The sequence below is a fragment of the Sorangium sp. So ce124 genome, assembly GCF_051525235.1.
In the GTDB taxonomy this organism is placed as follows: domain Bacteria; phylum Myxococcota_A; class Polyangia; order Polyangiales; family Polyangiaceae; genus Sorangium; species Sorangium atrum.
This window is the reverse complement of sequence record NZ_CP150312.1, coordinates 7,159,523-7,179,690: the sequence shown is the minus strand read 5'-3', so window position 1 is coordinate 7,179,690 and position 20,168 is coordinate 7,159,523. Positions and strand designations below refer to the sequence as shown.

Below are 20,168 nucleotides of genomic sequence, written 5' to 3'. Positions count from 1 at the left end.
GATCACTCCTTTCGAGCGGGTCGCGCTGGCGACGCCGCGTCCTCTTCGAGCACACGTCGGGCCTGTCTCAGCGCATCGATGGTCGCGTGCAAGCTCGACAGATCGAGCCGCTTGCCTATCCGGTCTGCCCACGCGGCGTGGCGCGCCTCGATCTGCCGCAGGGCCTCGCGCCCTGCCGCCGTCATCGCGATGAGCTTGGCCGTGCGGTGGTGCGGGTTCTCGACATACTCGACGAACCCCTCGCGCTCGAGGGCGTCCGCTATCTGCTGCACGCCCTGGCGGGTCAGCCCCATCGTTCGAGCGACGTTCGAGACCGGCGCCGGGCCATGGTCCACGACGCCGAGCACCTGCCAGCGCGCGCTCGTGAGCCCCGCCGGCCTGGCCAGGGTGTCCCCGGCCTCGAGCGCCAGACCATTCAAGCGGAACACCTCGATCACCAGCTCGCTGAGCGCGGTCGCCTCCGCGGTGAGCTTCGTCATGGACATCAAGCTGTCATGTTGACAAGTGCTTGTCAAAAGAAACGCCGCGCCGGCCTTCGCCATGGAGCTGGTTTGCGTCCCGGGGAGCTCGGCGCGGCAGGAGGCCCGGCGGGATGTTCCAAGGCGCTGATCTCATGCCAGGTTTGAAAGCAGAGATCTCAGAATCGAAAGGTGTCGGGGCTATCCTTAAGGGTAACCCCAGGAACAGAGAAGGGGAGAGCCTTGGCTCGACTCCTGCTAAACACGGAGGCCAGAGCGCCCGTGACGGCTTCCCCCCCGCCGTCGAATGGGCGCTCTGTTTTTTGTGCCCCGGATCGGGGCAAGGGGACGCGCAGCCCGGCGATACGGCTGATCGGCGCCTTGCACGCGGGATGCGCGTCCAGGGCACGTCGATGGCTGGGCGTGCATGGACTCCCTGGCTTCCGTCGAGCCCCTGGATTTGCTACTTCCGGGGCACCACGGGGGAGGTTCTCCCGGCTGCCCGGCGGCGCATTAACGACATCCGCGTGAGATCCCCAGGCGCACTCTTCTCCCTCGCGCTAGCGGCCGCCGCCACCTTTCATGCTGGCGAGGCGCGCCCTCAGCCTGCAGGCCGCCCGGCCGGTGAATCGGCAGGAACCGGAGGGACGCCGGCGCCCGGCGCAGCCCCGGCCGAGCCGCCGGCGTCCGAGGTTCCCGTCGGGTCGGCCGCGGCGCCCGCGGGGATCGAGGTCACCGTCGAGGGCAACCGGGCTCCGCCGGGCTCCGTCTCGCTCACGCGGCGCGACGTCCGCGAGCTGCCCGGCGCCCTCGGCGACCCCTACCGCGCGATCGAGATCCAGCCCGGCGTGACCTCCATCGCGAGCGGCATGCCGTACTACTACATCCGCGGCGCGCCGCCGGGGAACATCGGCTACTTCTTCAACGGCATCCAGGTCCCGCTCCTCTTTCACGTGGGCGCCGGCCCCAGCGTCATCCCTGCCGCGATGGTCCAGCGCGTCGAGATGCACCTCGGCCCCTATCCCGCGGACATCGGGCGGCTCGCGGGCGCGGCGATCGAGGCCGAGAGCGCGCCGCCGTCCGACGTCTGGCGCGGGGAGGGGAGCCTCCGGTTCGTCGACCTCGGCGGCGTCGTGGAAGGGCCGATGGACAGGGACACCCACGTCCTCGTGGGAGGGCATTACGCCGCCGGCGCGGCGCTCACGTCGGCGCTCGTCCCGAGCGTCGATGTGGGCTACGCCGACTACCAGGGGCGGATGACGTACCGGCTCGGGCCGGAGGAGCGTTTCACCGTCTTCGCCTTCGGCGCGTACGACTACCTCGCCAGCATCGGCAAGGAGCACGGCGCCGAGGTGACCGACGTCCTCCTCGACAGCGACTTTCATCGCCTGGACCTGCGCTACGACCGCGACGACGCCGCCTCGGGCGCGCGCGTCAGGTCGGCGCTCACCCTCGGGCTCGATCGGTCGCGCGGGGTGGGCGTGAAGAGCGCCGAGGCCTGGAAGCTCAACGCGAGGATAAGCCTGGCCCGGCCCATCCTCGCGGGGCGCGCGCTCCTGCGGGCGGGCGTCGACGCGGCGGTCGACCGCTACGTGGTGACGCCGCGCCCCAGCACGTCGGACGGCGAGGCCGAAGGCGGCGAGTCCACCGAGGAGGACTCGCCCGCCGAGGGGACGGCCCAGCTCGACGAGAGCTTCCCAGAGCTCTTCCGCAGCCGGCTCGACCTGGCGCTGGGCGCGTGGGCGGACGCGCTGATCGTGCTCGACGAGCGGTCGACCCTCACGCCCGGCGTGCGCGTGGACCACTACACATCGCTCGGCAAGAGCGCGCTCGCCGTCGACCCGAGGATCGTCGGCCGCTTCGGCGTCGGCGACCACGTGCGGCTCATCCCGGCGCTCGGCCTCGCCTCGCAGCTGCCCGGCCTCGCCCCGCTGCCGGCGCTCCAGATCGGCGGCATCCCGGGGGGGCTGCAGCGCAGCCTGCAGTCGAGCTTCGGCGTCGAGGCCGACGCGGGTCCGGTCAACTTCAGCGCCACGGTGTTTCGACAGGTGACCCTCGGCCTGAGCGATCCGATCGGGACGGGCCGCGGCACGAACCTCAGCACGGAGCGCTTCCTCACGCGGAGCCTCGGCGACACGTACGGTCTGGAGCTCGGGGCGCGCGGGGCGCTCCGCCGCGACATGTTCTTCCTGGCGTCGTACACGCTGTCGCGCTCCACGCGCACGCGGGGCAAGTCGACGATCCCCTCCGCCTACGACCGGACGCACGTGGCGCACGTCGCGCTGCTCTATGATCTCGGCGCGGGCTGGCGCGCCGGGATCCGCCACGTCTTCTACACAGGCTTTCCCGCCGACGAGGCCGCCCCGGGCCGCCCCCCGCGCGAGCACCCGGATCGCATCGCGCCGTTCTACCGGCTCGACATGCGCCTGTCGAAGCGCTGGGCGCTGGGCGCGCGGAGCTACCTCGGGCTCGTGATCGACGTGCAGAACGCGACGCTGGCGAAGGAGGTGTTCGACGTGAGCTGCGATGACAACGGGTGCACGCCGCGGAAGCTCGGGCCCATCACGATGCCTGGGCTCGCGATCGAGGGCGGTTTCTGAGGGGATAGGGGAAAAAGACGCCGACGACGCCGACGACGCCGACGACGCCGGCGACGTCGCGGCAGGCCGGCTGATCCGACGGCCGCGCGAGCTACCGGTGGAGCACCTCGAAGAGCTGCTTCAGCATGAGGTACGTCAGCCCCCAGACGACCCGCTCGTCCACGAGCAGGCACGGGAGCTGGAGGACGTTTCCCTCGTGCGTGTACGCGTAACGCGAGGTGCGCTCGCCGCGCGCGAGCGGCCCGAGCGGCGTCCAGAGCGCCTCGGCCACCTCGTCGCTCAGGGTGAGCTCCGGCGTGGAGCGCAGCGCGAAGACGAACGGGGCGACGATCATCCCGGCGCGCCGCCCGCGCGCGACCGCCGGGACCTCGGGCAGGCGCGCGAGCAGGGTCCCGTGCGCCGCGAGGTCGATCCCCACCTCCTCCCGGGTCTCGCGGATCGCCGTGGCGAGCAGGCTCTCGTCCGCCGGTTCGCGCCGCCCGCCCGGGAGCGCCATGTGCCCCGACCAGGGATCGGCCGGGTGCTCGGCCCGGCGGATCAGGAGGAGCTCGGCCTCCCCGGGCTCCCTGCCCCCCGCAGGATCGAGCGCCGTGCCCAGAGGCCCCGCCGGCGCCCGCAAGATCGCGGCGACAGCGGCCTGGCGCTCCTGCGTGAGCAGGTCGAGCGCGGCCTCGCGCCCGTCGAGGCGGGCCATGATGGCGGCGAGATCGTAGGAGGAGAGCACCGTGGTCAGGATAGCATAATATCTATCGCTATTTAGAGCGCGGCGGCTGCGCTCGGGGATCCGTCGCGCGGCGGGCCCCGATGCAAGGCGCGCAGGCCGCACGCCGTGCCCCGGCCATGGCGCGACGCGCCGCGGCCCTCCGTGCGAGCGCCGTCAGGGAGCCGCCGTGGCGAAGGTGTCCCACGCGTCGCAGAGCTCTCTCTTCAGGCCGGTCTGCGGAGCGATCTCGAGATCGAGGGCGAGGCTCTCGTCCCCCTCCGCTTCATACCTCGGCCACGCGACGGCGCCCTCGCCGTTGGGGTCCCCGCTCGCCGCGAGGCGCGACCAGTACCCCATGATTTCCTGCGACATCCCGAGCTCGCCCGCGGTCAGCGGCTCCGGCAACACCGATGTCGGGTTGCCGAACACGAACTTGATCTCGGAAGAATGGAAGGCGCCGAGATCGCCGAGCAGCGAGCTCTCGGGCGCATAGGTGAAATGATAGAGATACGTCGCCGCGCCGCCGCCCGCGAGCGCGCGCGCTGCCCGCCGCGTCGGGCACACGAACATCGAATCACCCAGCGCGGCGATCGCCGCCGCCTGCGCCGAGCCGTAGGTCTGGCTCGGGTAGAGCGCCACCACCTCCTCGCCGTGGCCTGGGGCGAGCGTCTCGGCGAACGTCTCGAACGCGGCGTCGTCGGCGACCGCCGCGGACTCGCCCCAGAGCGTGACGAAGAGCGTGCCCTCGTCCGCGTTGCTGCCGAGGATCGTCGGCACCTTCTCGAAGCTCCCTGCCTCGAGGAGCTTGCCCGGCCTGTCGGGGAGGTTCCATCCGTCGACGACCGGGAACCACGTCGGGCCGGCGCCCTCGAGGAAGGCCGCGCCCCGCGGCAGCGCGCTCATGACCTCCTCGGCCGACTTGCCGCGCAGGCACTCGAGGACGGACGGCGCGTCGGTGCAGCCCAGCGCCTCGACGAGCTCTTGCCCTTGCGCGCTGGCCGCCGCCTCGTCCGCGGCGGAGTCGCACGGTCCGCTCTCGATGATGGCGCGCTGGAACAGGCCTTTGCTCCTGGGCGACACCAGGTGCATGCAGACGCTGATGCCGCCCGCGGACTCGCCGAACAGGGTGACCTTGCCCGGATCCCCGCCGAACGCGGCGATGTTGGCCTTGACCCATTCGAGCGCGGCGCGCTGGTCCTCGAGGCCGTACGCGCCCGTCGAGGGGTGATCGGGATCCTCCGACTTGAGCTCCGGGAGGGCGAGGAACCCGAGCGGGCCAAGGCGGTAGTTGAAGGTGACCACCACCGCCCCGGTCGCCTCGGAGAGCGCCCGGCCGTCGTAATCGGCCTCCCCGCCGCTGCCGAGCTCGAAGCCGCCGCCGTGAATCCACACGAGGACGGGCAGGGGAGAGGACGCCGGGCGCTCGGGCGTCCAGACGTTCAGGGTGAGGCAGTCCTCTCCCGAGCTCTCATTGAAGCCCGGGGTGAGCAGGTCCATCTGCGGGCAAGGGACGCCGACCTCGACGGCAGCCCGCGGCTCGGTCCACGGCTCGTGCCGCGCGGGCGATCTCCAGCGCAGGTCCCCGACAGGCGGCGCGGCGTACGGGATGCCCAGGAAGCTGCGCGTCGCGCCGACGCGCGCGCCCTCCACCGGACCCGCCTCCGTCTCGACGAGCGGCGCAGCCGCGTCGCTGCCGCCGGACCCACCGGCGCCGCCCGAGCCGCCGGCGCCGCCCGAGCCGCCGGCGCCGCCCGAGCCGCCGGAGCCCTCCAGAGCCGGCTCGCTCGAGCTGCAGGCGGCAGCGAGCAGGCCAAGAAGAATGGTGTGCGACAATGAAGGTCGAATAGGCATGATCGTCTCCGTCAAGAGCAAATCGTGAATGCAGGACCGTGGGAAGAGGCGAGCGCGGCGCCGAGGACGCAGGTGGCGATGAAGGCCGCCAGTCGGCGGAGCGACGTTCTGCGCACGCGGAATTCAACCATGAAGCGCGAGCGGTGGTGCTGGAATTTGACGTGGTTGTCTGAGAAGCTCCCACTGTGACAGCTTCGTGCTGCGGCGCAGGCCGCCTTGACATGGCGGATGGCGCGAACGCCTTCTGTGCGCATGGCAACTCATCGCAACGACGGGATCGCGGGCGGCGCCGGGCGTCGAGAGGCTCCGGCGCATAGGTACCAGGGTCGCGCGGCCCGGATCGGGAGATCAGGCTGGTCCTGGCTGCTGTCGTGCATGGTCATGGCCGGCGCCCTGACCGAGAGCGCGTGCAGCTCGGATCCTGGCCCTGGAGGACCTGGGGGAAGCGGCGGCATGGCGGCGTCCAGCGGGGGCGCGGGCGGCGAGGGCGCAACCGCGGCGAGCGGCGCGGGGGGAGAGGGGGGCGGAGGCGAGATCACGCCGGTCATGCCCGATATCCACCCCGAGGTGTTCGGCACGTTCGACACGTCGGAGCTGACGGTGTTCGCGTTCAGCCAGGTGGAGGTGAACGAGGCGGATCCCCAGGTGCTAGAGCTCGCCCCGGACATGGTGCCGAGAGCGTGGCAGCGCTGGCGCGACACAGGGATCGAGGCCGACGATTATGACGCCGAGTACCTGGCGAGCTGCCGCGAGCGCGGCGTCCGCTTCGTCGCGGGCAGCACCGCATCCATCATCTTCGACGACGAGGTCGACAGCGACGAGCAGTTTCGGGAGCAGACAACGCGCAACGCCGCGGGCGAGCTCGTCGCCCACGACCAGATCGTGCCAGGCGCCCACCGGTCGAGCATGGCGTCCCCGAGCTACCGGGCGCGGCTCGTCGAGATCGGCAAGCTCCAGATCGACCTCGGCGTCGACGGGCTGAACTTCGACGAGATCAACGGCGGCTACGGGGGCGCGGAGTACGACGGCAACGAGGGGTTCGACGACCGCCATGTCGCGGACTTCGGCAACTACCTCTGTCGCAAGCACGGCGGCCGTCCGGACGGCTGGCAGCAGGGGTTCGATCTCCTCCCCGAGGACGGGCTCGACTGCGGAGGAGCGCCCGAGACGGCCGGGAGAGGCTTCGATTTCCGCGGCTACCTCCAGCGCGTGAACGCCACGGCGAAGCCCTTCGACAGCGGGAACGAGCTGCTCGTCGAGGAGTGGGGCCGGACCGTCGGGAACCGCCCAGACCCGCAGCTCGGGACCTTCGTCGAGGTCTATCCGGCGCTCGTCTACTGGCAGGAGGTGGTGCTCGAGCTCCGCCGCTACGCGCGCGAGCAGCACGGCCGCGAGATCTTCATCTCGTCGAACGGCGTCGTGCCGTTCGTCGACATGCAGAGCGTGGGCCTGTACGACTGGAACATCGACGGCGACGGGCCGCGCGGCATGAACTGGGTGCCTGTGGTGGAGGGGCACCTCGACGGGACCGTGTCGTTCCAGACCGCCCTGCGGGGGCTCAAGGCGCGCTCGAAGCGCGTTCAAGACCTCGTCGGCGGCAAGGAAGTCCCCCTGATGCTGTTCCTGGACTGGCCCAACGACATGATGAACCGCTACTACGGGCTCCCGCTGGAGGAGCGGAAGGACTATTTCCGCGTCTTCGCCGCGGAGGCCTACGCGAACGGCCTGTACTTCGCGCTGCCGCTGCACACGACAACGGACGAGAGCACGGCGACCGCGCTCGAAATGATGGAGTTCTTCGCGCGCTTCCGCGACTTCTACAAGTCCCACGAGGGCCTGTACCACGGAGCGACCGATCTCGCAGGGCCCGTGACCCTCTCCTTCGAGGAGTGCGCGTCCGCCGAGCAGCCCGAGGCGTGCGCTGGCGAGAAGAAGATGAGCCATAACCTCGTGCGGCTCGCGGACGGCCGCACGGTGCTCCATGTGATCAACCACGAGTACAGCGCAGGCGTGGTGGAGCAAGAGGGGGTGACGGTGAGCTTCCCCGTGGACGCGAGCCCGACGCAGGTCACCGCCGCGTCGATCGACTTCGAGGAAGATCGCGTGGTGCCCTTCTCGTACGAGGACGGCGTGGTCACCGCGGAGATCGGGGCGCTCCCGGCCTCCGTCGCGATAGTCGCCGAGTGAGCTGGGCAGCGCCGCGGGTCAAGCTGTCCACCCGGGGCGCATCGCCGATCTTCTCCGGGTCAGGCCCGCAGCCCAGCGCCACGAGCCCTCGAAGCTCTGGCCGATCACCCGGAGGAGCAAGCGCGGGTAGGTGATGGCGTGCGGAACAACCAGATCCCGCTGCCTCCCTTGCAAAAGGCGGTGCTCGACGAGGCGACCCTCGATCAGCTCTTCTTCGACCTCGCCGAGGCCACGGAGCTCGTCTCGGTGTTGCTCAAAGCCGGTGCGACTGCCCGCGCAGGGGATCTCCAGCGGGCTGGCAGCGCGGGCGGCGAGCTCGCCCTCGCACGCCGCGCGCTCGGCGATGGGACGGCGCTCGGACCTGCCTTGGCGCGCGCCCAGCACGCCTCGTGGCTTCTGCGCAGCGATCCTTCGCGCCCCCGGCGCGGGGGCCGCCGAGCGGAACTCGGCACGGGCCATGGTCGCCATAGACGGCTTCATCGAGGCAGCAGTCGGTGCCCTCCGCATCGCAGCCCCCGCCGGCCGGCGCGTAGCAAGTCCGCATGGGTCCTCAATGGCCGAACGGCGACCACCCACGCTTGCTTGGAGACCAGCGCGTCATCCGGGCGACTGCATGACTCTACAGTGCCCACGCGATCTGCCGACGGCTCACCTTTCGTGACTGGCCGAAGCCGATCCACGTCGTGGACGAATGAACACGCCAACTCAACCGGCGCGCTCGGCCAATCTGCGTCCGGCGAGCGCCGCTCGCGAGGCGCGCAGCCGCCTGGACACCGGGCAGAACACCTCGGTTCGGAGCGGCGGTCCACGTCCTTATCCTGGTCGTGCAGCCTTGTACCTTGGCTTTCCATTGGTTGCGTGATTCCCTTGTCAGCCAGCAAATTCACCGTATACTGATTGTGAGTCGCGCTCCTGCCGTCCGCCATGTCGTCCTGAGGCGTGTCGCAGCGCTCGTGTCGATCCGCCGGATCGAGGCTCCGACCATTCCAGGTCCGTTCCGGCGATGCCCTGGACGGCGGGCTCGCCGCCGGCGCTCGCGAGCTGAGCGGAGGCCAGAGCGCTGCCGCCACCGATCTTCGCTGCGGTCAAAGGCTCTCGAAGGGGAGGACTCATGTCAAACGTGGTGATCGTGGACGGACAGGACATCGATGTTGCCCGCTTCTCCCCCGAGCGGCCCCCGGCGCTCGTGCTAGGAGACATCACCCTGGTCCGCCCCCACGCGATGGCCGGGATCCCGGTCATCGTGGTGACCAAGGACCCGACCGACGCGGTCCTGTGCTCGCGCCACGTGAGCGCCGCGTGCCTCGTGCCCGGCTTTGACGAGGCGAGCCGGGCCGCGTCGGCAGCGACCCTGCTGCGCCTCGGGGCGCGGCTCCACGCCGCCCTCGGACGCAGGATCCCGCTGGCCTACGGCACCGACCCGCAGCTCGATCTCGTCTACCGCCACCGGAGAGCGCTGGCGCAGCACTTCCTGTTCCTCCTCAACGAGGAGGACGTGTGCTGGTCTCTCCTCGACAAGGAGGGTTTCTACGGCCTCTGCGAGGCGAGAGGCGTCCTCGCGCCGCGCACGCTGCGGCCCGGCGGCGATCCCGCGAGCCTGCGCGAGCCGCTCCTCGTGAAGCCGCGCCGCAAGTCGGCCTGGGCCGAGATCCAGCGCGATCTGCTCGGCGGCGCTGGCAAGGCGCGCCTCTTCAACACGCGGGCCGAGCTCCTTGCGCACCCGCATTTCGCGCGCCTCAAGCAGGACCTGATCGTCCAGGAGCACATCCCGGGCGGCGTCGTCGATCTCGTGTCGTTCCACGGGTTCGCGGACGAGGAGGGGGAGCTGCTCGCGTGGTTCTGCGGCCGCAAGCTCCGCACCTACCCGGCCTTCGCCGGCGAGAGCGCGGTCGTCGAGATCACGGGCGACGAGGCGGTCGCCGCGGCCGGGCGCGACGTCGCCGCGAAGCTTGGGCTCAAGGGGCCCTTCAAGATCGACCTCGTCCGCGACGCAAGGAGCGGCGCGCTCTACACCCTCGAGGTCAATGCCCGGTACACCCTCTGGAACCACGTGGGCGCCGCGGCGGGCGTCAACCTGCCGCGCGTCGCGTACGACTACCTGGTCGAGGGCCGGCGCCCGCCTGCGCCGCCGCGCGCCGCCCCCAGCTACCGCTGGCTCGACCTCTACCGTGTCTACCGCGCGTTCCGGGAGCAGCGCAGCAGCGCATCCCTCGCGGGCTGGCTGGGCACGGTCGCCGGGGCGCGCACCGTCTATGACGCGTTCGCCTGGGACGACCCGAAGCCGTTCGCGCGATGGGCCAGCTCATTCCTCACACGAAAGGTGGCGCGCCATGCTCTACGGGATCATCGCGGACATTCACGGTAACCTCGAGGCCCTCTCGGCCGTGCAGGCGTTCCTCGCGGAGCGGGGGGTGGAGCGCCTGCTCTGCCTCGGGGATATCGTCGGGTACAACGCGGACTCCGACGTGTGCGTGCGCCTGCTCGCGCGGCCGCCGACCCTCGCGATCGCGGGCAACCACGACCTCATCGCGATCGGTCGGATCGGCACCGAGCGTTGCGGCACCAAGGCGGCGTTCGCGCTCCGGCGCACGCGCGTCGCGCTCTCCGCGGACAGCAAGCGGGCCCTCGCCCTGCTACCCAGGCGGCGCCTCATCGAGGGCGAGATCGTCCTCATCCACGGCGGCGTCGCCGACGCCTGCGAGTACATGGTGAGCCCCGCGCACATCGAGGCGAACGCGCTGCTCCTCAGGGAGCATGAGCCGAGCGGGCGCATCTGCTTCTTCGGGCACACCCACGTCCAGGCGCTCTACGAGGTCGATGCGGGGGTCGCGACGCCGCGGCCGACGGGCGAGCGGATCTCGCTCGGCCGCGGGGGCCGGTGCTTCTTCATCAACCCCGGCTCGGTCGACGCGGCCCGGAGGCGCGAGAAGCTCGCCGAGCTCGCCCTCTTCGACTCGTCGCGACAGGAGATCTCGTTTCATCGGGTCCCTTATGAACACGAGCGCGCCGAGCGGCGCGCCGCCGAGGGGGGGTATCGAATGACATGGCTGGACAAGCGCGTCGTGGCGGCGCGGGCGGCGCTTGCCCACCTGCGGCCACGATGGCGCTGAGGGGAGCGCCGCCGCCGCCGCGCCGCTGCGAGGCCCGGCGGAGCGGCGGCGGACGGCGTGCGGGGTTGTGCGTAAGGAGGGGGAGATGCTGCGGTTTCACCTGGTGACCGATGTCGCCGAGCTCGCCGCGATGCGTGGGGCTTGGGAAGAACTGATGGGGCGGAGCGGCATGAACGAGCCGATGCTCACGCCGGACTGGATGCTCGCCTGGTGGCGCGTGTTCGGCGCGCAGGGCCGCTCGCTGCGCGCCGCGCTCTTCTTCGATGGGTCCCGCCTGGTCGGCCTCGCGCCGCTGCTGGAGCGCCGCTGCCGGCACCGCAGCGGCATCCCCTTTCGCCGGCTGGAGCTCATCGCCTCAGGGGAGGATCAGGCCGACGAGGTCTGCTCTTGCAACCTCGGTGTCATCGCCGAGCGGGGCGCCGAGGCCGACGTCGCGCACGCGCTCGCCGGCGCGCTTGCGGGCGCGGCGCTCGGGGCCTGGGACGAGCTGGTGATGCCGGCCATGCGCCCCGACGGCGCGCTCGCCGTGATCCTCTCGCGCGAGCTCCGGAAGCACGGCATCGACGCGCGGATCGAGGTCACGGACGCCTCGCCCTACATCCCGCTGCCGTCCAGCTGGGAGAAGTACCTGAGCGCGCTCTCCGCGTCGCGCCGCTACCTCGTGCGCCGCTCGACGCGCGATCTCGAGGCGTGGGCGGGCGGCACGCTGAGGTTCGAGCGGGCGAGGACGCGCGCGGAGCTCGAGCGCGCGCGCGAGATCCTGCTCCGCTTGCACGCCGAGCGCTGGTCGGCCGACGGGCGCGCGGGCGTGTTCGCCTCGCAGCGCTTTCGCGAGTTCCACGACGAGGTGATGCCCGCGATGTTCGAGCGCGGCGCCCTCGATCTCGCGTGGCTCTCGGCGCGCGGCGAGCCCATCGCGGCGCTCTATAACCTTGTGTGGGACAACAAGATCTACTTCTACCAGTGCGGGCGCAGGGTCGACTTGCCGAAGGGGCTCCGGCCGGGGACCGTGATCCACGCCTTTGCCATCCGCGCTGCGATCGCGGAGGGGCGGCGCGAATACGATTTTCTGGACAGCCCTTGCCAGTACAAGCTGGCCCTCTCGCTATCGGCGCGGCCGCTCATCGAGCTCCGGGCCGCGCGTCCCTCCGTGAACGACAGCGCCCGCCGCGCCGCGGAGCTCGCCGCGCACGAGCTCCGCGCGCTGAAGCGGCGCGTCCTCGCGACGTGGCGCTCCGCCGCCGTGTCGCTCGCGCGCGGGCCCGCGGACGGGCAGGAGACCCCGCGCGGCGAGCCCGCGGTCGCCCAGGCAGATCGCGCCAGCCCCCCGCGCGCTGTGCGGGAGCGAGCCGCCTCGGAGCGAGCCGTTCGCCAAGAACAGAAATCCTAGGCTCCTGTCCCGTGCTCTGTGGCCCCCTGTTCCTCTTCTGCGGGCAGAGGCCAGGGGACCGGAATCGGAGGGTGGTCGGATTTGAATAGCAAGGCGGGAAGATGGGAAGAACCGCTCAATGTCTCCCCATCTTCATGGGCGCTCTCGACGGGGAAATGCGACCGCTGCCCGGCGTCGCGGTGCGTCTCTCGAGGTGGCCTCAGAGGCCGACGGTAGCCCGGAAGAACTGGCCATGTCCCTCGATGACGTAGCTCCCCGACGAGAACGGGACGAAGATCGAGCCGCCCTGGCCGAGCTCGCGGGCTGCGCCGCGCGCGTCGACCAGCGAGGCCTGTCCCCGGGTGCAGAGGACGATCTCGGGGCCTCGGCGGTCATCGGTCCTCCAGGGGGCCGCGGCGTCGAGCTCGATGCGGGAGAGCCGGAACTCCGGCGCCGGGGTGTCATAGAAGGACTCCACGCCCACCTGGCGCGGCGCGATGGGCTCGACACGCCACGGCGCGAAATCGAGGACGCGAATCAGCTCGTCGACGTTGACGCGCTTCGGCGTGAGCCCGCCGCGCAGCACATTGTCGGAGCTCGCCATGATCTCGATCCCGACGCCCTGCACATAGGCGTGCAGCCTGCGCGGCGGCAGGTACAGCGCCTCGCCCGGCTCGAGGTGCACGTCGTTGAGCAGGAGCGCGATCACGACGCCGACGTCGCCCGGGTAGAGCTCGTGCAGGCGGAGCGCCCAGCCAGCGGCCCGCGCGAGCCATCCGCCCGCCTGGGCGCGCGCCCGGCACGCCTCGACCACCGAGGACACGAGCTCGCGCCGGGCGGCCGGCTCGAGCGCGAGCAGGCCCTGGACGAGCCGCGCGACCGCGGCCGCGTCGATCGCATCCGCGCTGCGCGGGACGAGCGCGTCCCCTGGCCCTCCGGCGAGGAGCTCGAAGACCTCCGGCAGGGCCGTGGCCGGCCGGAACCCGCAGAGGGCGTCGAACGGGGTGAGCGCGCAGATGAGCTCGGGTTTGTGGTGCGGGTCGCGGTAGGTCCGCTCGGGGGCGTCGATCGGGACGCCGGCGGCGTTCTCCGCGTCGAACCCGCGCCGCGCCTGCGCCTCGTCCGGGTGTGCCTGGAGCGACAGCGGCTGGTCGGCCGCGAGCACCTTGAGGAGAAAGGGGAGCCGAGCGCCGAAGCGATCGCGCGCGGGTCCGCCGAGGAATGCGTCCGCGTGCCTGGAGATGGCGTCGATCAGGCGCTCGCGGCCCCCGTCGAGCTCGATGCACGAGGAGGCCGCCGGGTGCGCTCCCATCCAGAGCTCGGCCTGCGGTTTGTCGGAGGGGCGCTGTCCGAGCAGCGTCGCGATGGCGTCCCGGGAGCCCCAGGCGTACTCCTGAACACGGTTCTCGAGCGAAAACATGGGGATAACGTGCTCCTGCAAGGCGCAACCCTACCTCATGGCACCCGAGAAATCAGCTCTCGATCGGGCTGTGAGCGGCCGCCGTTCCGGCTTTACGAGGTCGTGCGAGCGCTCTACGCTCGCCGGATGACGATGCGCCAGGACGACGCGAGGTTCACGCCGATCCTCGCGAGGCTGCGCGACGCCGCGCTGGCCTATCCCGAGGCCGTGGAGGAGTTCCCCTGGGGCGACCGTGTCGCCAAGGTGCGCGGGAAGATCTTCGTCTTCCTCAACACCCACGAAGGGAAGCTGCATGTCACGGCCAAGCTCCCGCAGTCCGGCGAGGCCGCGCTCATGCTGCCGTTCGCGGAGCCGACGGGGTACAACCTCGGCAAGAGCGGCTGGGTGACGGCGCGCTTCGGGCCGAAGGATCGCGTGCCCGAGGCGATGATGCTCGAGTGGATCGAGGAGAGCTATCGCGCGGTGGCGCCGAAGCGGACTTTGCAGTCGCTGGAGGGGGCGGCGCCGCGGGAGTCCGGGACGAAAAGGGCTCCTGGAGAGCGTGCGGCGGCGAGCCAGCGAGAGGCGCGGACGACGGCCGTTGCAGCGGGGAAGGCCGCGGCGGAGAGGGGGACTCCGGGGAAGAAGGCGGCGGCGACGAAGGGGTCTCCCACCAAGAAGGTGGTATCGGGAAAGGGGACTCCGGAGAAGAAGGTGACGGCGACGAAGGGATCTCCCGCCAAGAAGGTAACGGCGGAGAAGGGGGCTCCCGCTCAGAAGACGGCGGACAGAGCGGCTCTCGCCAAGAAGGCGGCGGAGAAGGAGAGCCGGCGAAGCCCGTAACGCTTGTGAACGAGGCGGCGCCAGCGAAGGCGGCCAGCGCGCCCGGCCGGTCAGGTTGAGTGCGTTCCTGGCCGCCCCCGCGCGTCGAGATGGACTCTACACGCCGACGGAGGAACATCGATGCGCCACCGCGAGCCATCCAGGGATGCGCCGTCCGAGCCGCAACCGCATGCTGGCAGGCTTCCTTCGTCCCCACCACGCTGGCGCCGGCTGCGGTTCTTCGTGCTCGCCGTCGCCGTGCTCTACCTCCTCGCGGTCGCGTCGATCTGGCTCGCCCTGCCCATCGTGGGCGACCGGTGGTGGCCAGGGACGCTCTTTCTCTTCGGCCCGCGCCAGATCGTCGCCCTCCCTCTGCTCGTGATCGTGCCCGCCGCGCTCCTCGTGCAGCGCCGCGCTCTCGTCCCGGCGGCGCTGGCCTCGGCGATCGTGGCCGGGCCGATCCTGGGTTTCACGTTCTCGCTCCGGGCCCTTTCCGGAGACGCCGACAGCGCCGATCTGCGCGTCGCCTCCTTCAACACGGGGAGCCGCGCCATGAACGTCGATCGACTCAAGGGCTTCGTGGCCGAGACCCGGCCCGACGTGCTCGCCCTGCAGGAGTGCTCGGCGCAGGAGCCGGAGCTGAGCGCTGCATTCCCGGGGTGGTCCGTCCACGTAGAGCAGGGGATGTGCCTTGTGAGCCGGCACCCTCTCCTCGAGGTCGAGTCCAGGGATCGCCGCGACGTCTGGAATCGAGGCGGCCACGGCGCGATCCTCCGCTACGCGATCGCGCTGCCGGACGCGCCACGGTCGGGCGCCCATGAGCCGCCCGGCATCCGCACCTTCAGCCTGCTCAACCTGCACCTGGAGACGCCCCGCGAGGCGATCGAGGCGCTGATGCACGGCCTGTGGAAGCAGGCGGAGGAGCACGACCGCGTCATCGCATTGCGTGTCTGGGAGTCCGAGCTCGCGCGGCAGTGGGTCGACGAGGCGCCCTATCCGGTCGTCGTCGCCGGCGACTTCAACATGCCGGTCGACAGCGCCATCTACCGGCGCTTCTGGGCGGGCTTCGAGAACGCGTTCTCGCGCGCCGGCCTGGGGTTCGGCGCGACGAAGCGCACGCGCTGGTTTGGCGTCCGTATCGACCACGTGCTCGCCGGGCCTGGCTGGACGACCGAGCGCGCGTGGGTCGGCCCGGATCTCGGCTCGGATCACCTCCCCATCGTCGCCGACCTGCGCTGGAGGGGCACTCCGCGCGAAGGGCGTGGGGAGCGCTAGCGCGGCGTCGCCGCGAGGACGAGCCGGGGAAGCTCGAGCCGGCCCGTCATGCGCGCGCCGGACGCGGGCCGCACAGCGGGCGCAGCGCCTCGCGCTCGGCCGCGGACAGCACCGTGATGGGGTACTTCGGACTCCCGGTCGCGCGATCGAAGAACGGATGCGGCCACGCCTTGCCGCGGAGCGTCCAGCCAAGCAGCTTCCGGGCGGCGTGCGCGAGAAAGCGCACGCTCGGCCTCACCGACCCGGGCGGCGGCTCGCCGATCGCAAACTTGCCCATGATGGCGCCGCGCGGCGCGCCGAAGACCTCGTCGCACGGGAGCGCGCTCGGGGCTTGCTGGAACAGCTCGGTGACGATGCCGACGAACGGCAGCCGCGGCGTCAACGTGTTGCCCAGCGGCGTCTTGCAGCAGCTCGCGTACCAGCGATAGAGGCCCTTGGGCGTCAGGCGCGCCGCGACGACGAGCTCGCTGCCGCGGTCGAACGAGACAGCCGAAGGCGCCACCTGCACGATGTCCGTGCCGCCGTGCTCGTCGAGCAGGTCGGCGCGGCCGAGATGGTGCGCGAACGCCTGACAATCGTCGCAGTAGCAGACCGCGCGGTTCACCGCGTCCGGCGATGCACCGCGCAGCCATCCGTGGACCTTTCCGCAGCGACACTGGAGCTCGACGTCTCTGGACATCCGGCTCGCATAGCACGGCTCGACGCGCGCCGTGCGCGCTTCCGGTCGTCAGCGGTCGAGGAAGTCCATCAGCCAGGTCATGGCCGGCCGCATGGTGCCGTTCGGCTGCTGGAGGCCCGTGTTGGCCCTCCAGGTGGAGCCCACGATGTAACCCCACAGCGTGATGCCGGGGACGGAAGGGTGGTTCCAGAACATCGTGAACTGTTCCTGCATCACCCGGCGCTGCTCCTCGTCGCTCGCGATGCCGATATCGTACTCGGTGATGTACACGGGCTTGCCCAGCGACGCGAGCTTGTCGATGTATCCCTTCACCGTGTTGGTGTTGAGCTTGTAGGCGTCGTGGGCCTGCGCGCCGAGCGCGTCGACAGGGGCGCCTGCGTTGATCACCGCCCTCGCGATCTTCATGAAGTTCTGGTGATCGCCCTCGTACTCGATGTTGTTGTAGTCGTTGAGGATCAGCTTCGCGTTCGGGCAGAACTCGCGAGCCCACTTGAAGGAGTTGACGATCCAGTCATAGCCGCTCGCCCCGTCGCCGCCGATGCCGTTCTTGTAAGAGGGCGTCGTGTGGGGCGGCGGCTCGTTGACGACGTCGATGTACTTCGTATCCGGGTAGCGCGTGCAGAACGACCGCATCCAGTCCCTCACGGCCGCCTGCTGCTCCGACCCGGAGAGCCCCGCGAGCCAGTCGGGCTGCTGGCTGCCCCAGACGAACGTGTGCTGTTTGAACGCGATGCGGTTGTCCTTCGCGTACTTGTAAATCGCGTCGAGCTTGCTCCAGTCCTTCTGGCCGCGGGTCCTCTCGACGGAGCCCCACTTGCCCTCGTTCTCGGGCGTGATCTGGTTCCAGTAGTTCGCGAAGCCGGTGCGCACGGCGCCGTTCGTCGTGATGTTGCCCACGAACTTCGCGCCAGTCGGGGTGCCGCCACCCGAGCCGCCGGAGCCGCCCGAGCCGCCGGAGCCGCCGGAGCCACCCGCGCCGCCCCCGCCGCCCGCCCCGCCCGCGCCGCTGCTCGTCGAGGAGCTCGATGAGGAGCTTGAACTGCTGCTCGACGAGGAGCTCGAGCTGCTGCTGCTCGATGAGGAAGTGCTCGTGCTGGTGCTCGAGCCTCCATTGCCCTTGACCGAGACGATCGTGGGGCTCCCGGTGCCGTTCGCGCAGAACCCCCATGACGTCGAGCGGCCCGCGGCCAGCGAGCCATTGTAGCTCTCGTTGGTGACGTTCAGCTGCCCGCCCGACGTCGTGGAGCGCGCGTTCCACAGGTTGGCCAGCGTGGCGCCGTTGAGCCCGACGACCAGACCCCACGACGTGGCCGCGCTGTTGCTCGTGTTCGTCACCGTCACGTTCGCGCAGTACCCGCCGGTCCATTGCGACTGGAACGAGAGCTCGGCCTTCATCGTGTTGTCCGGGCTGCTCAACCCCGACTCTAGGGCGTCGCTGTCTTCCAGGTCAGCGGGCTCCATGGCGCAGGCGACCAGGCAGCACGCGAACGAAAAGGAGATAGGGCCAAATAAGCGATCGAACCGCATAAGGTCCTCCATGATCCGGCCGGCGGAGCCGCAAGAGTGCGTTCAAGGCGAATAAGTAAAACAGAGTTGCGCCTGCGAGCCCTGCCGCCCATCGGGTCGAATTTGTAAGATTGTGGCCAGAGCGATATGCGATCGACAATGGCCGTTGCACGATCACACCGTGACTGTCGAAGAAAGATTTACGACGCCATACCCGGCGCGAGACGAGGCCGAGCATGACACCTGACTTAAGCATGCACATGGGATGCGATGTCAAGCGCTTCGCGCGATCGGCTCTCTGATACAGTCCCGTTGCATTCACTGGCCCGCGACGGAACGACGTGCGCTCCGTCCGCCGTTCTGGTCTGGAACTGCAACTGCAACGATGGTTCGATCGCCGAGCCGTGCGCTCGGGGGGATACCGTTGCTCCCGCGGCGTGCGGGCGCGAGGTGAGAAGCACGGGTGGATGCGTGGCCCGCGGGCCGCGCTCACCCCGCGGGGTGTGTCTCGGCGTCCGCGCAGCAGCGGAAGCCGACCTCGTAGCCGTAGTCGTCTTCCTTGTGAAAGGTCGTCATCGGGCGGCATGCGCTCCGGATCGGACCCCACCATCCGCCCTTGAGTCCGCTGCGGTAAGGGGCCTTCTGATCGGTGCGCACCACCCACTCGTTGACGTTGCCGTTCAGGTCGAAGACGCCCGCCCACGAGGCGCACTCCGCGCGCCCGCCGGCGGGCTCGCGGCCGTCCAGGCGCGCGAGCTCTGCGGCGCATCGCGCGTTCTGCTTGCACGCTTCGTAGTGGAGCAGCCGCTGGGAGTGGTCGGGAAAGCGGTAGTCTCGGTCCTGATTGCACGTCTCGGCATTCCGCTCGTAGCCGTAGACGTAAGGCAGCGACTCGGGACCTTCGCAGGCGAAATTGAACTCGGCCTCGGTGCAGAGCCGCTTGCCCTGCTCCGCGCAGAGCCCGGCGGCTTGCTCCCACGAGGTCAGCGTGCGCGGCAGCGCGCCCGGTACGTTCGGGTACTCGTACCGGTCCATGCAGAACGAGAGATGCTCGGTCTTCCCGGCGACGCACCGCGACGGCTCGCGGAATCGCAAGCATCGGGCGGCGACCCCCGGCTCGCCGTGGCGCTTTGTCCATTCGGGATGGTGCTCGAGGCATTCCTGCACCACGGCGCTGCAATACTCGCCCTCCACCCGCACCATCCCGTCGGGGCAGCCCTGGGTCGAGCCGGGCAGCGCGATCGGCACCTCGATCATCGTCGGCTGGCCCGGCGGCTCGTCGCTCTCTGCGGCTGGAGGCTCGACCGGCAGGGGGTCCGAGTTCTCCACCTCTGCCGCCGGCATCTCGACCGGCAGCGGGTCGGTCATCTCCGCCTTCGTCGCGGGCGTCTCGACCGGCAGCGGGTCGGACATCTCCGCCGACTTCTCGGGAATCTCGGCGTGCCGGGCGTCGCCTCCACCTCCGCCCCCGCTCCCGTCGCTGTACGAGGGACCGGTGCAGCTCAAGGTCGCAACGCCAAGCAGTGTCAGTACCGTGAAGCCCAGGATACGCACGTTAACCTCTTCCCACGTTTGGCTACATCAGCCTACAGACGTGGGCCAAAATTGATGCTGACCCGGGCTCGCCTCGATTTCTCCGCGAGCGTCGGGAGCCATTGGGAGGCATTGCAAAATCTCGGCCTGCTGCCTTACCCCGGAAAAGCCGGGTTACAGGGCTGTTGGCCGTTGCTTTGTCCCGTGGCGTGGCCGCCCGGTGGTCCAGGATGGCCGGCCAGCGCGGCCACCCCGGCACACCGGCCCGCGCGCGATATGCGCGCCCTGCCTCTGCTTCTTGCGCGGGTGGCTGGCTGGCCGCCGGCCTTTGCGCGCGTGCCGGCCGAGCTGTCCTGGCCGGCGGCCGCGCCGTCGGGCGAGGGCGTCGCGCGCCGTCACGTCGCGACCGGAGGGCTCAGGCGGGGATCCGGGCCTCTCCCCTCTGTCGCGCCGGCACGCCGAGGCCACAGGCGGGCCACGTCAGGAGGTCAGCGCGCGTCCAGTATCCGCGGAACTGCATGGCTACTTGCAGGTCTGGAAGCCGCGGTGTGCACCGCGAGCGCCGGCGCAGGCCTCCTGGTGGCCAGCGAGCTTGAGGGGCGCGGGGCGAGGGTGCTCCGCGAGATCAAGGACATGGTGTTTCGAGCTCATGGAGTCCTCGAATCACCCAATGGAG

Annotated in this window: 16 protein-coding genes; 7 read left to right on the top strand and 9 right to left on the bottom strand. The window is 70.5% G+C overall.

Annotation, left to right across the window (positions count from 1 at the left end):
- Window positions 1-2: 2 nt before the first annotated feature.
- Window positions 3-479 carry a MarR family winged helix-turn-helix transcriptional regulator gene (locus WMF19_RS26805; RefSeq protein ID WP_437892960.1) on the bottom strand — a complete coding sequence of 159 codons (477 nt, stop codon included), beginning with the start codon at window positions 477-479 and terminating at the stop codon, window positions 3-5.
- A 506-nt stretch (window positions 480-985) separates the two neighbouring features.
- Here WMF19_RS26805 and WMF19_RS26800 point away from each other — a divergent pair.
- Window positions 986-3,058, top strand: a complete 2,073-nt coding sequence (locus WMF19_RS26800) for a TonB-dependent receptor plug domain-containing protein (protein ID WP_437892959.1) — start codon at window positions 986-988, stop codon at window positions 3,056-3,058.
- A 91-nt stretch (window positions 3,059-3,149) separates the two neighbouring features.
- Here the strand turns inward: WMF19_RS26800 and WMF19_RS26795 are convergent, their stop codons facing one another.
- The 3 genes from WMF19_RS26795 to WMF19_RS26785 all read right to left on the bottom strand — a co-directional run bounded on the left by WMF19_RS26795 (window position 3,150) and on the right by WMF19_RS26785 (window position 5,866).
- Window positions 3,150-3,782 carry an NUDIX hydrolase gene (locus WMF19_RS26795; protein WP_272093605.1) on the bottom strand — a complete coding sequence of 211 codons (633 nt, stop codon included), beginning with the start codon at window positions 3,780-3,782 and terminating at the stop codon, window positions 3,150-3,152.
- 153 nt (window positions 3,783-3,935) lie between these two features.
- Window positions 3,936-5,612 carry a carboxylesterase/lipase family protein gene (locus WMF19_RS26790; protein WP_437892958.1) on the bottom strand — a complete coding sequence of 559 codons (1,677 nt, stop codon included), beginning with the start codon at window positions 5,610-5,612 and terminating at the stop codon, window positions 3,936-3,938.
- An 11-nt stretch (window positions 5,613-5,623) separates the two neighbouring features.
- Entirely contained in the window at window positions 5,624-5,866 is a 243-nt protein-coding gene (locus WMF19_RS26785) for a hypothetical protein (RefSeq protein WP_437892957.1), read from the bottom strand.
- A gap of 199 nt (window positions 5,867-6,065) precedes the next feature.
- Here WMF19_RS26785 and WMF19_RS26780 point away from each other — a divergent pair, with 199 nt between their 5' ends.
- Complete coding sequence (locus WMF19_RS26780) at window positions 6,066-7,799, top strand: hypothetical protein (RefSeq protein WP_437892956.1); 1,734 nt, start codon at window positions 6,066-6,068, stop codon at window positions 7,797-7,799.
- 18 nt (window positions 7,800-7,817) lie between these two features.
- Here WMF19_RS26780 and WMF19_RS26775 read toward each other — a convergent pair whose 3' ends face one another.
- The gene (locus WMF19_RS26775) at window positions 7,818-8,267 is read right to left on the bottom strand and encodes a hypothetical protein (protein ID WP_437892955.1); all 450 of its coding nucleotides are present in this window, start codon (window positions 8,265-8,267) and stop codon (window positions 7,818-7,820) included.
- Window positions 8,268-8,910: 643 nt separating this feature from the next.
- Between WMF19_RS26775 and WMF19_RS26770 the strand changes: the two genes are divergently transcribed.
- From WMF19_RS26770 to WMF19_RS26760, 3 genes are all read left to right on the top strand, one after another.
- The gene (locus tag WMF19_RS26770) at window positions 8,911-10,164 is read left to right on the top strand and encodes a carboxylate--amine ligase (protein WP_437790389.1); all 1,254 of its coding nucleotides are present in this window, start codon (window positions 8,911-8,913) and stop codon (window positions 10,162-10,164) included.
- Window positions 10,130-10,909, top strand: coding sequence for a metallophosphoesterase family protein (locus tag WMF19_RS26765; protein ID WP_437892954.1), 780 nt, complete (start codon window positions 10,130-10,132; stop codon window positions 10,907-10,909). The genes WMF19_RS26770 and WMF19_RS26765 overlap by 35 nt, the downstream gene beginning before the upstream one ends.
- A gap of 85 nt (window positions 10,910-10,994) precedes the next feature.
- Complete coding sequence (locus tag WMF19_RS26760) at window positions 10,995-12,299, top strand: GNAT family N-acetyltransferase (protein ID WP_437892953.1); 1,305 nt, start codon at window positions 10,995-10,997, stop codon at window positions 12,297-12,299.
- A 199-nt stretch (window positions 12,300-12,498) separates the two neighbouring features.
- Here WMF19_RS26760 and manA read toward each other — a convergent pair whose 3' ends face one another.
- Entirely contained in the window at window positions 12,499-13,698 is a 1,200-nt protein-coding gene (gene manA, locus WMF19_RS26755; RefSeq protein ID WP_437892952.1) for a mannose-6-phosphate isomerase, class I, read from the bottom strand.
- Between the two features lie 126 nt (window positions 13,699-13,824).
- On the opposite strand from manA, the gene WMF19_RS26750 reads away from it, so the two are divergent.
- Both WMF19_RS26750 and WMF19_RS26745 read left to right on the top strand, forming a co-directional pair.
- The gene (locus tag WMF19_RS26750; protein ID WP_437892951.1) at window positions 13,825-14,520 is read left to right on the top strand and encodes an MmcQ/YjbR family DNA-binding protein; all 696 of its coding nucleotides are present in this window, start codon (window positions 13,825-13,827) and stop codon (window positions 14,518-14,520) included.
- 222 nt (window positions 14,521-14,742) lie between these two features.
- On the top strand, window positions 14,743-15,774 hold the full coding sequence (locus WMF19_RS26745) for an endonuclease/exonuclease/phosphatase family protein (protein ID WP_437892950.1): 1,032 nt from the start codon (window positions 14,743-14,745) through the stop codon (window positions 15,772-15,774).
- A gap of 46 nt (window positions 15,775-15,820) precedes the next feature.
- Here WMF19_RS26745 and WMF19_RS26740 read toward each other — a convergent pair whose 3' ends face one another.
- The 3 genes from WMF19_RS26740 to WMF19_RS26730 all read right to left on the bottom strand — a co-directional run bounded on the left by WMF19_RS26740 (window position 15,821) and on the right by WMF19_RS26730 (window position 19,465).
- On the bottom strand, window positions 15,821-16,453 hold the full coding sequence (locus tag WMF19_RS26740; protein ID WP_437892949.1) for a DUF6151 family protein: 633 nt from the start codon (window positions 16,451-16,453) through the stop codon (window positions 15,821-15,823).
- A 48-nt stretch (window positions 16,454-16,501) separates the two neighbouring features.
- Window positions 16,502-17,914, bottom strand: a complete 1,413-nt coding sequence (locus WMF19_RS26735) for an endo-1,4-beta-xylanase (RefSeq protein ID WP_437892948.1) — start codon at window positions 17,912-17,914, stop codon at window positions 16,502-16,504.
- 534 nt (window positions 17,915-18,448) lie between these two features.
- A complete protein-coding gene (locus WMF19_RS26730; RefSeq protein ID WP_437892947.1) occupies window positions 18,449-19,465 on the bottom strand; it encodes an SUMF1/EgtB/PvdO family nonheme iron enzyme in 1,017 nt (338 codons plus the stop codon).
- Window positions 19,466-20,168: the final 703 nt, after the last annotated feature.

Bases quoted from the DNA above. Each gene is read 5' to 3' on its own strand.
- WMF19_RS26750 (WP_437892951.1), top strand. From the start codon at position 13,825: ATGACGATGCGCCAGGACGACGCGAGGTTCACGCCGATCCTCGCGAGG.
- WMF19_RS26790 (WP_437892958.1), bottom strand. From the start codon at position 5,612: ATGCCTATTCGACCTTCATTGTCGCACACCATTCTTCTTGGCCTGCTC.
- WMF19_RS26760 (WP_437892953.1), top strand. From the start codon at position 10,995: ATGCTGCGGTTTCACCTGGTGACCGATGTCGCCGAGCTCGCCGCGATG.
- WMF19_RS26785 (WP_437892957.1), bottom strand. From the start codon at position 5,866: ATGCGCACAGAAGGCGTTCGCGCCATCCGCCATGTCAAGGCGGCCTGC.
- WMF19_RS26740 (WP_437892949.1), bottom strand. From the start codon at position 16,453: ATGTCCAGAGACGTCGAGCTCCAGTGTCGCTGCGGAAAGGTCCACGGA.
- manA (WP_437892952.1), bottom strand. From the start codon at position 13,698: ATGTTTTCGCTCGAGAACCGTGTTCAGGAGTACGCCTGGGGCTCCCGG.
- WMF19_RS26775 (WP_437892955.1), bottom strand. From the start codon at position 8,267: ATGGCGACCATGGCCCGTGCCGAGTTCCGCTCGGCGGCCCCCGCGCCG.
- WMF19_RS26805 (WP_437892960.1), bottom strand. From the start codon at position 479: ATGACGAAGCTCACCGCGGAGGCGACCGCGCTCAGCGAGCTGGTGATC.
- WMF19_RS26780 (WP_437892956.1), top strand. From the start codon at position 6,066: ATGGCGGCGTCCAGCGGGGGCGCGGGCGGCGAGGGCGCAACCGCGGCG.
- WMF19_RS26770 (WP_437790389.1), top strand. From the start codon at position 8,911: ATGTCAAACGTGGTGATCGTGGACGGACAGGACATCGATGTTGCCCGC.
- WMF19_RS26765 (WP_437892954.1), top strand. From the start codon at position 10,130: ATGCTCTACGGGATCATCGCGGACATTCACGGTAACCTCGAGGCCCTC.
- WMF19_RS26735 (WP_437892948.1), bottom strand. From the start codon at position 17,914: ATGGAGCCCGCTGACCTGGAAGACAGCGACGCCCTAGAGTCGGGGTTG.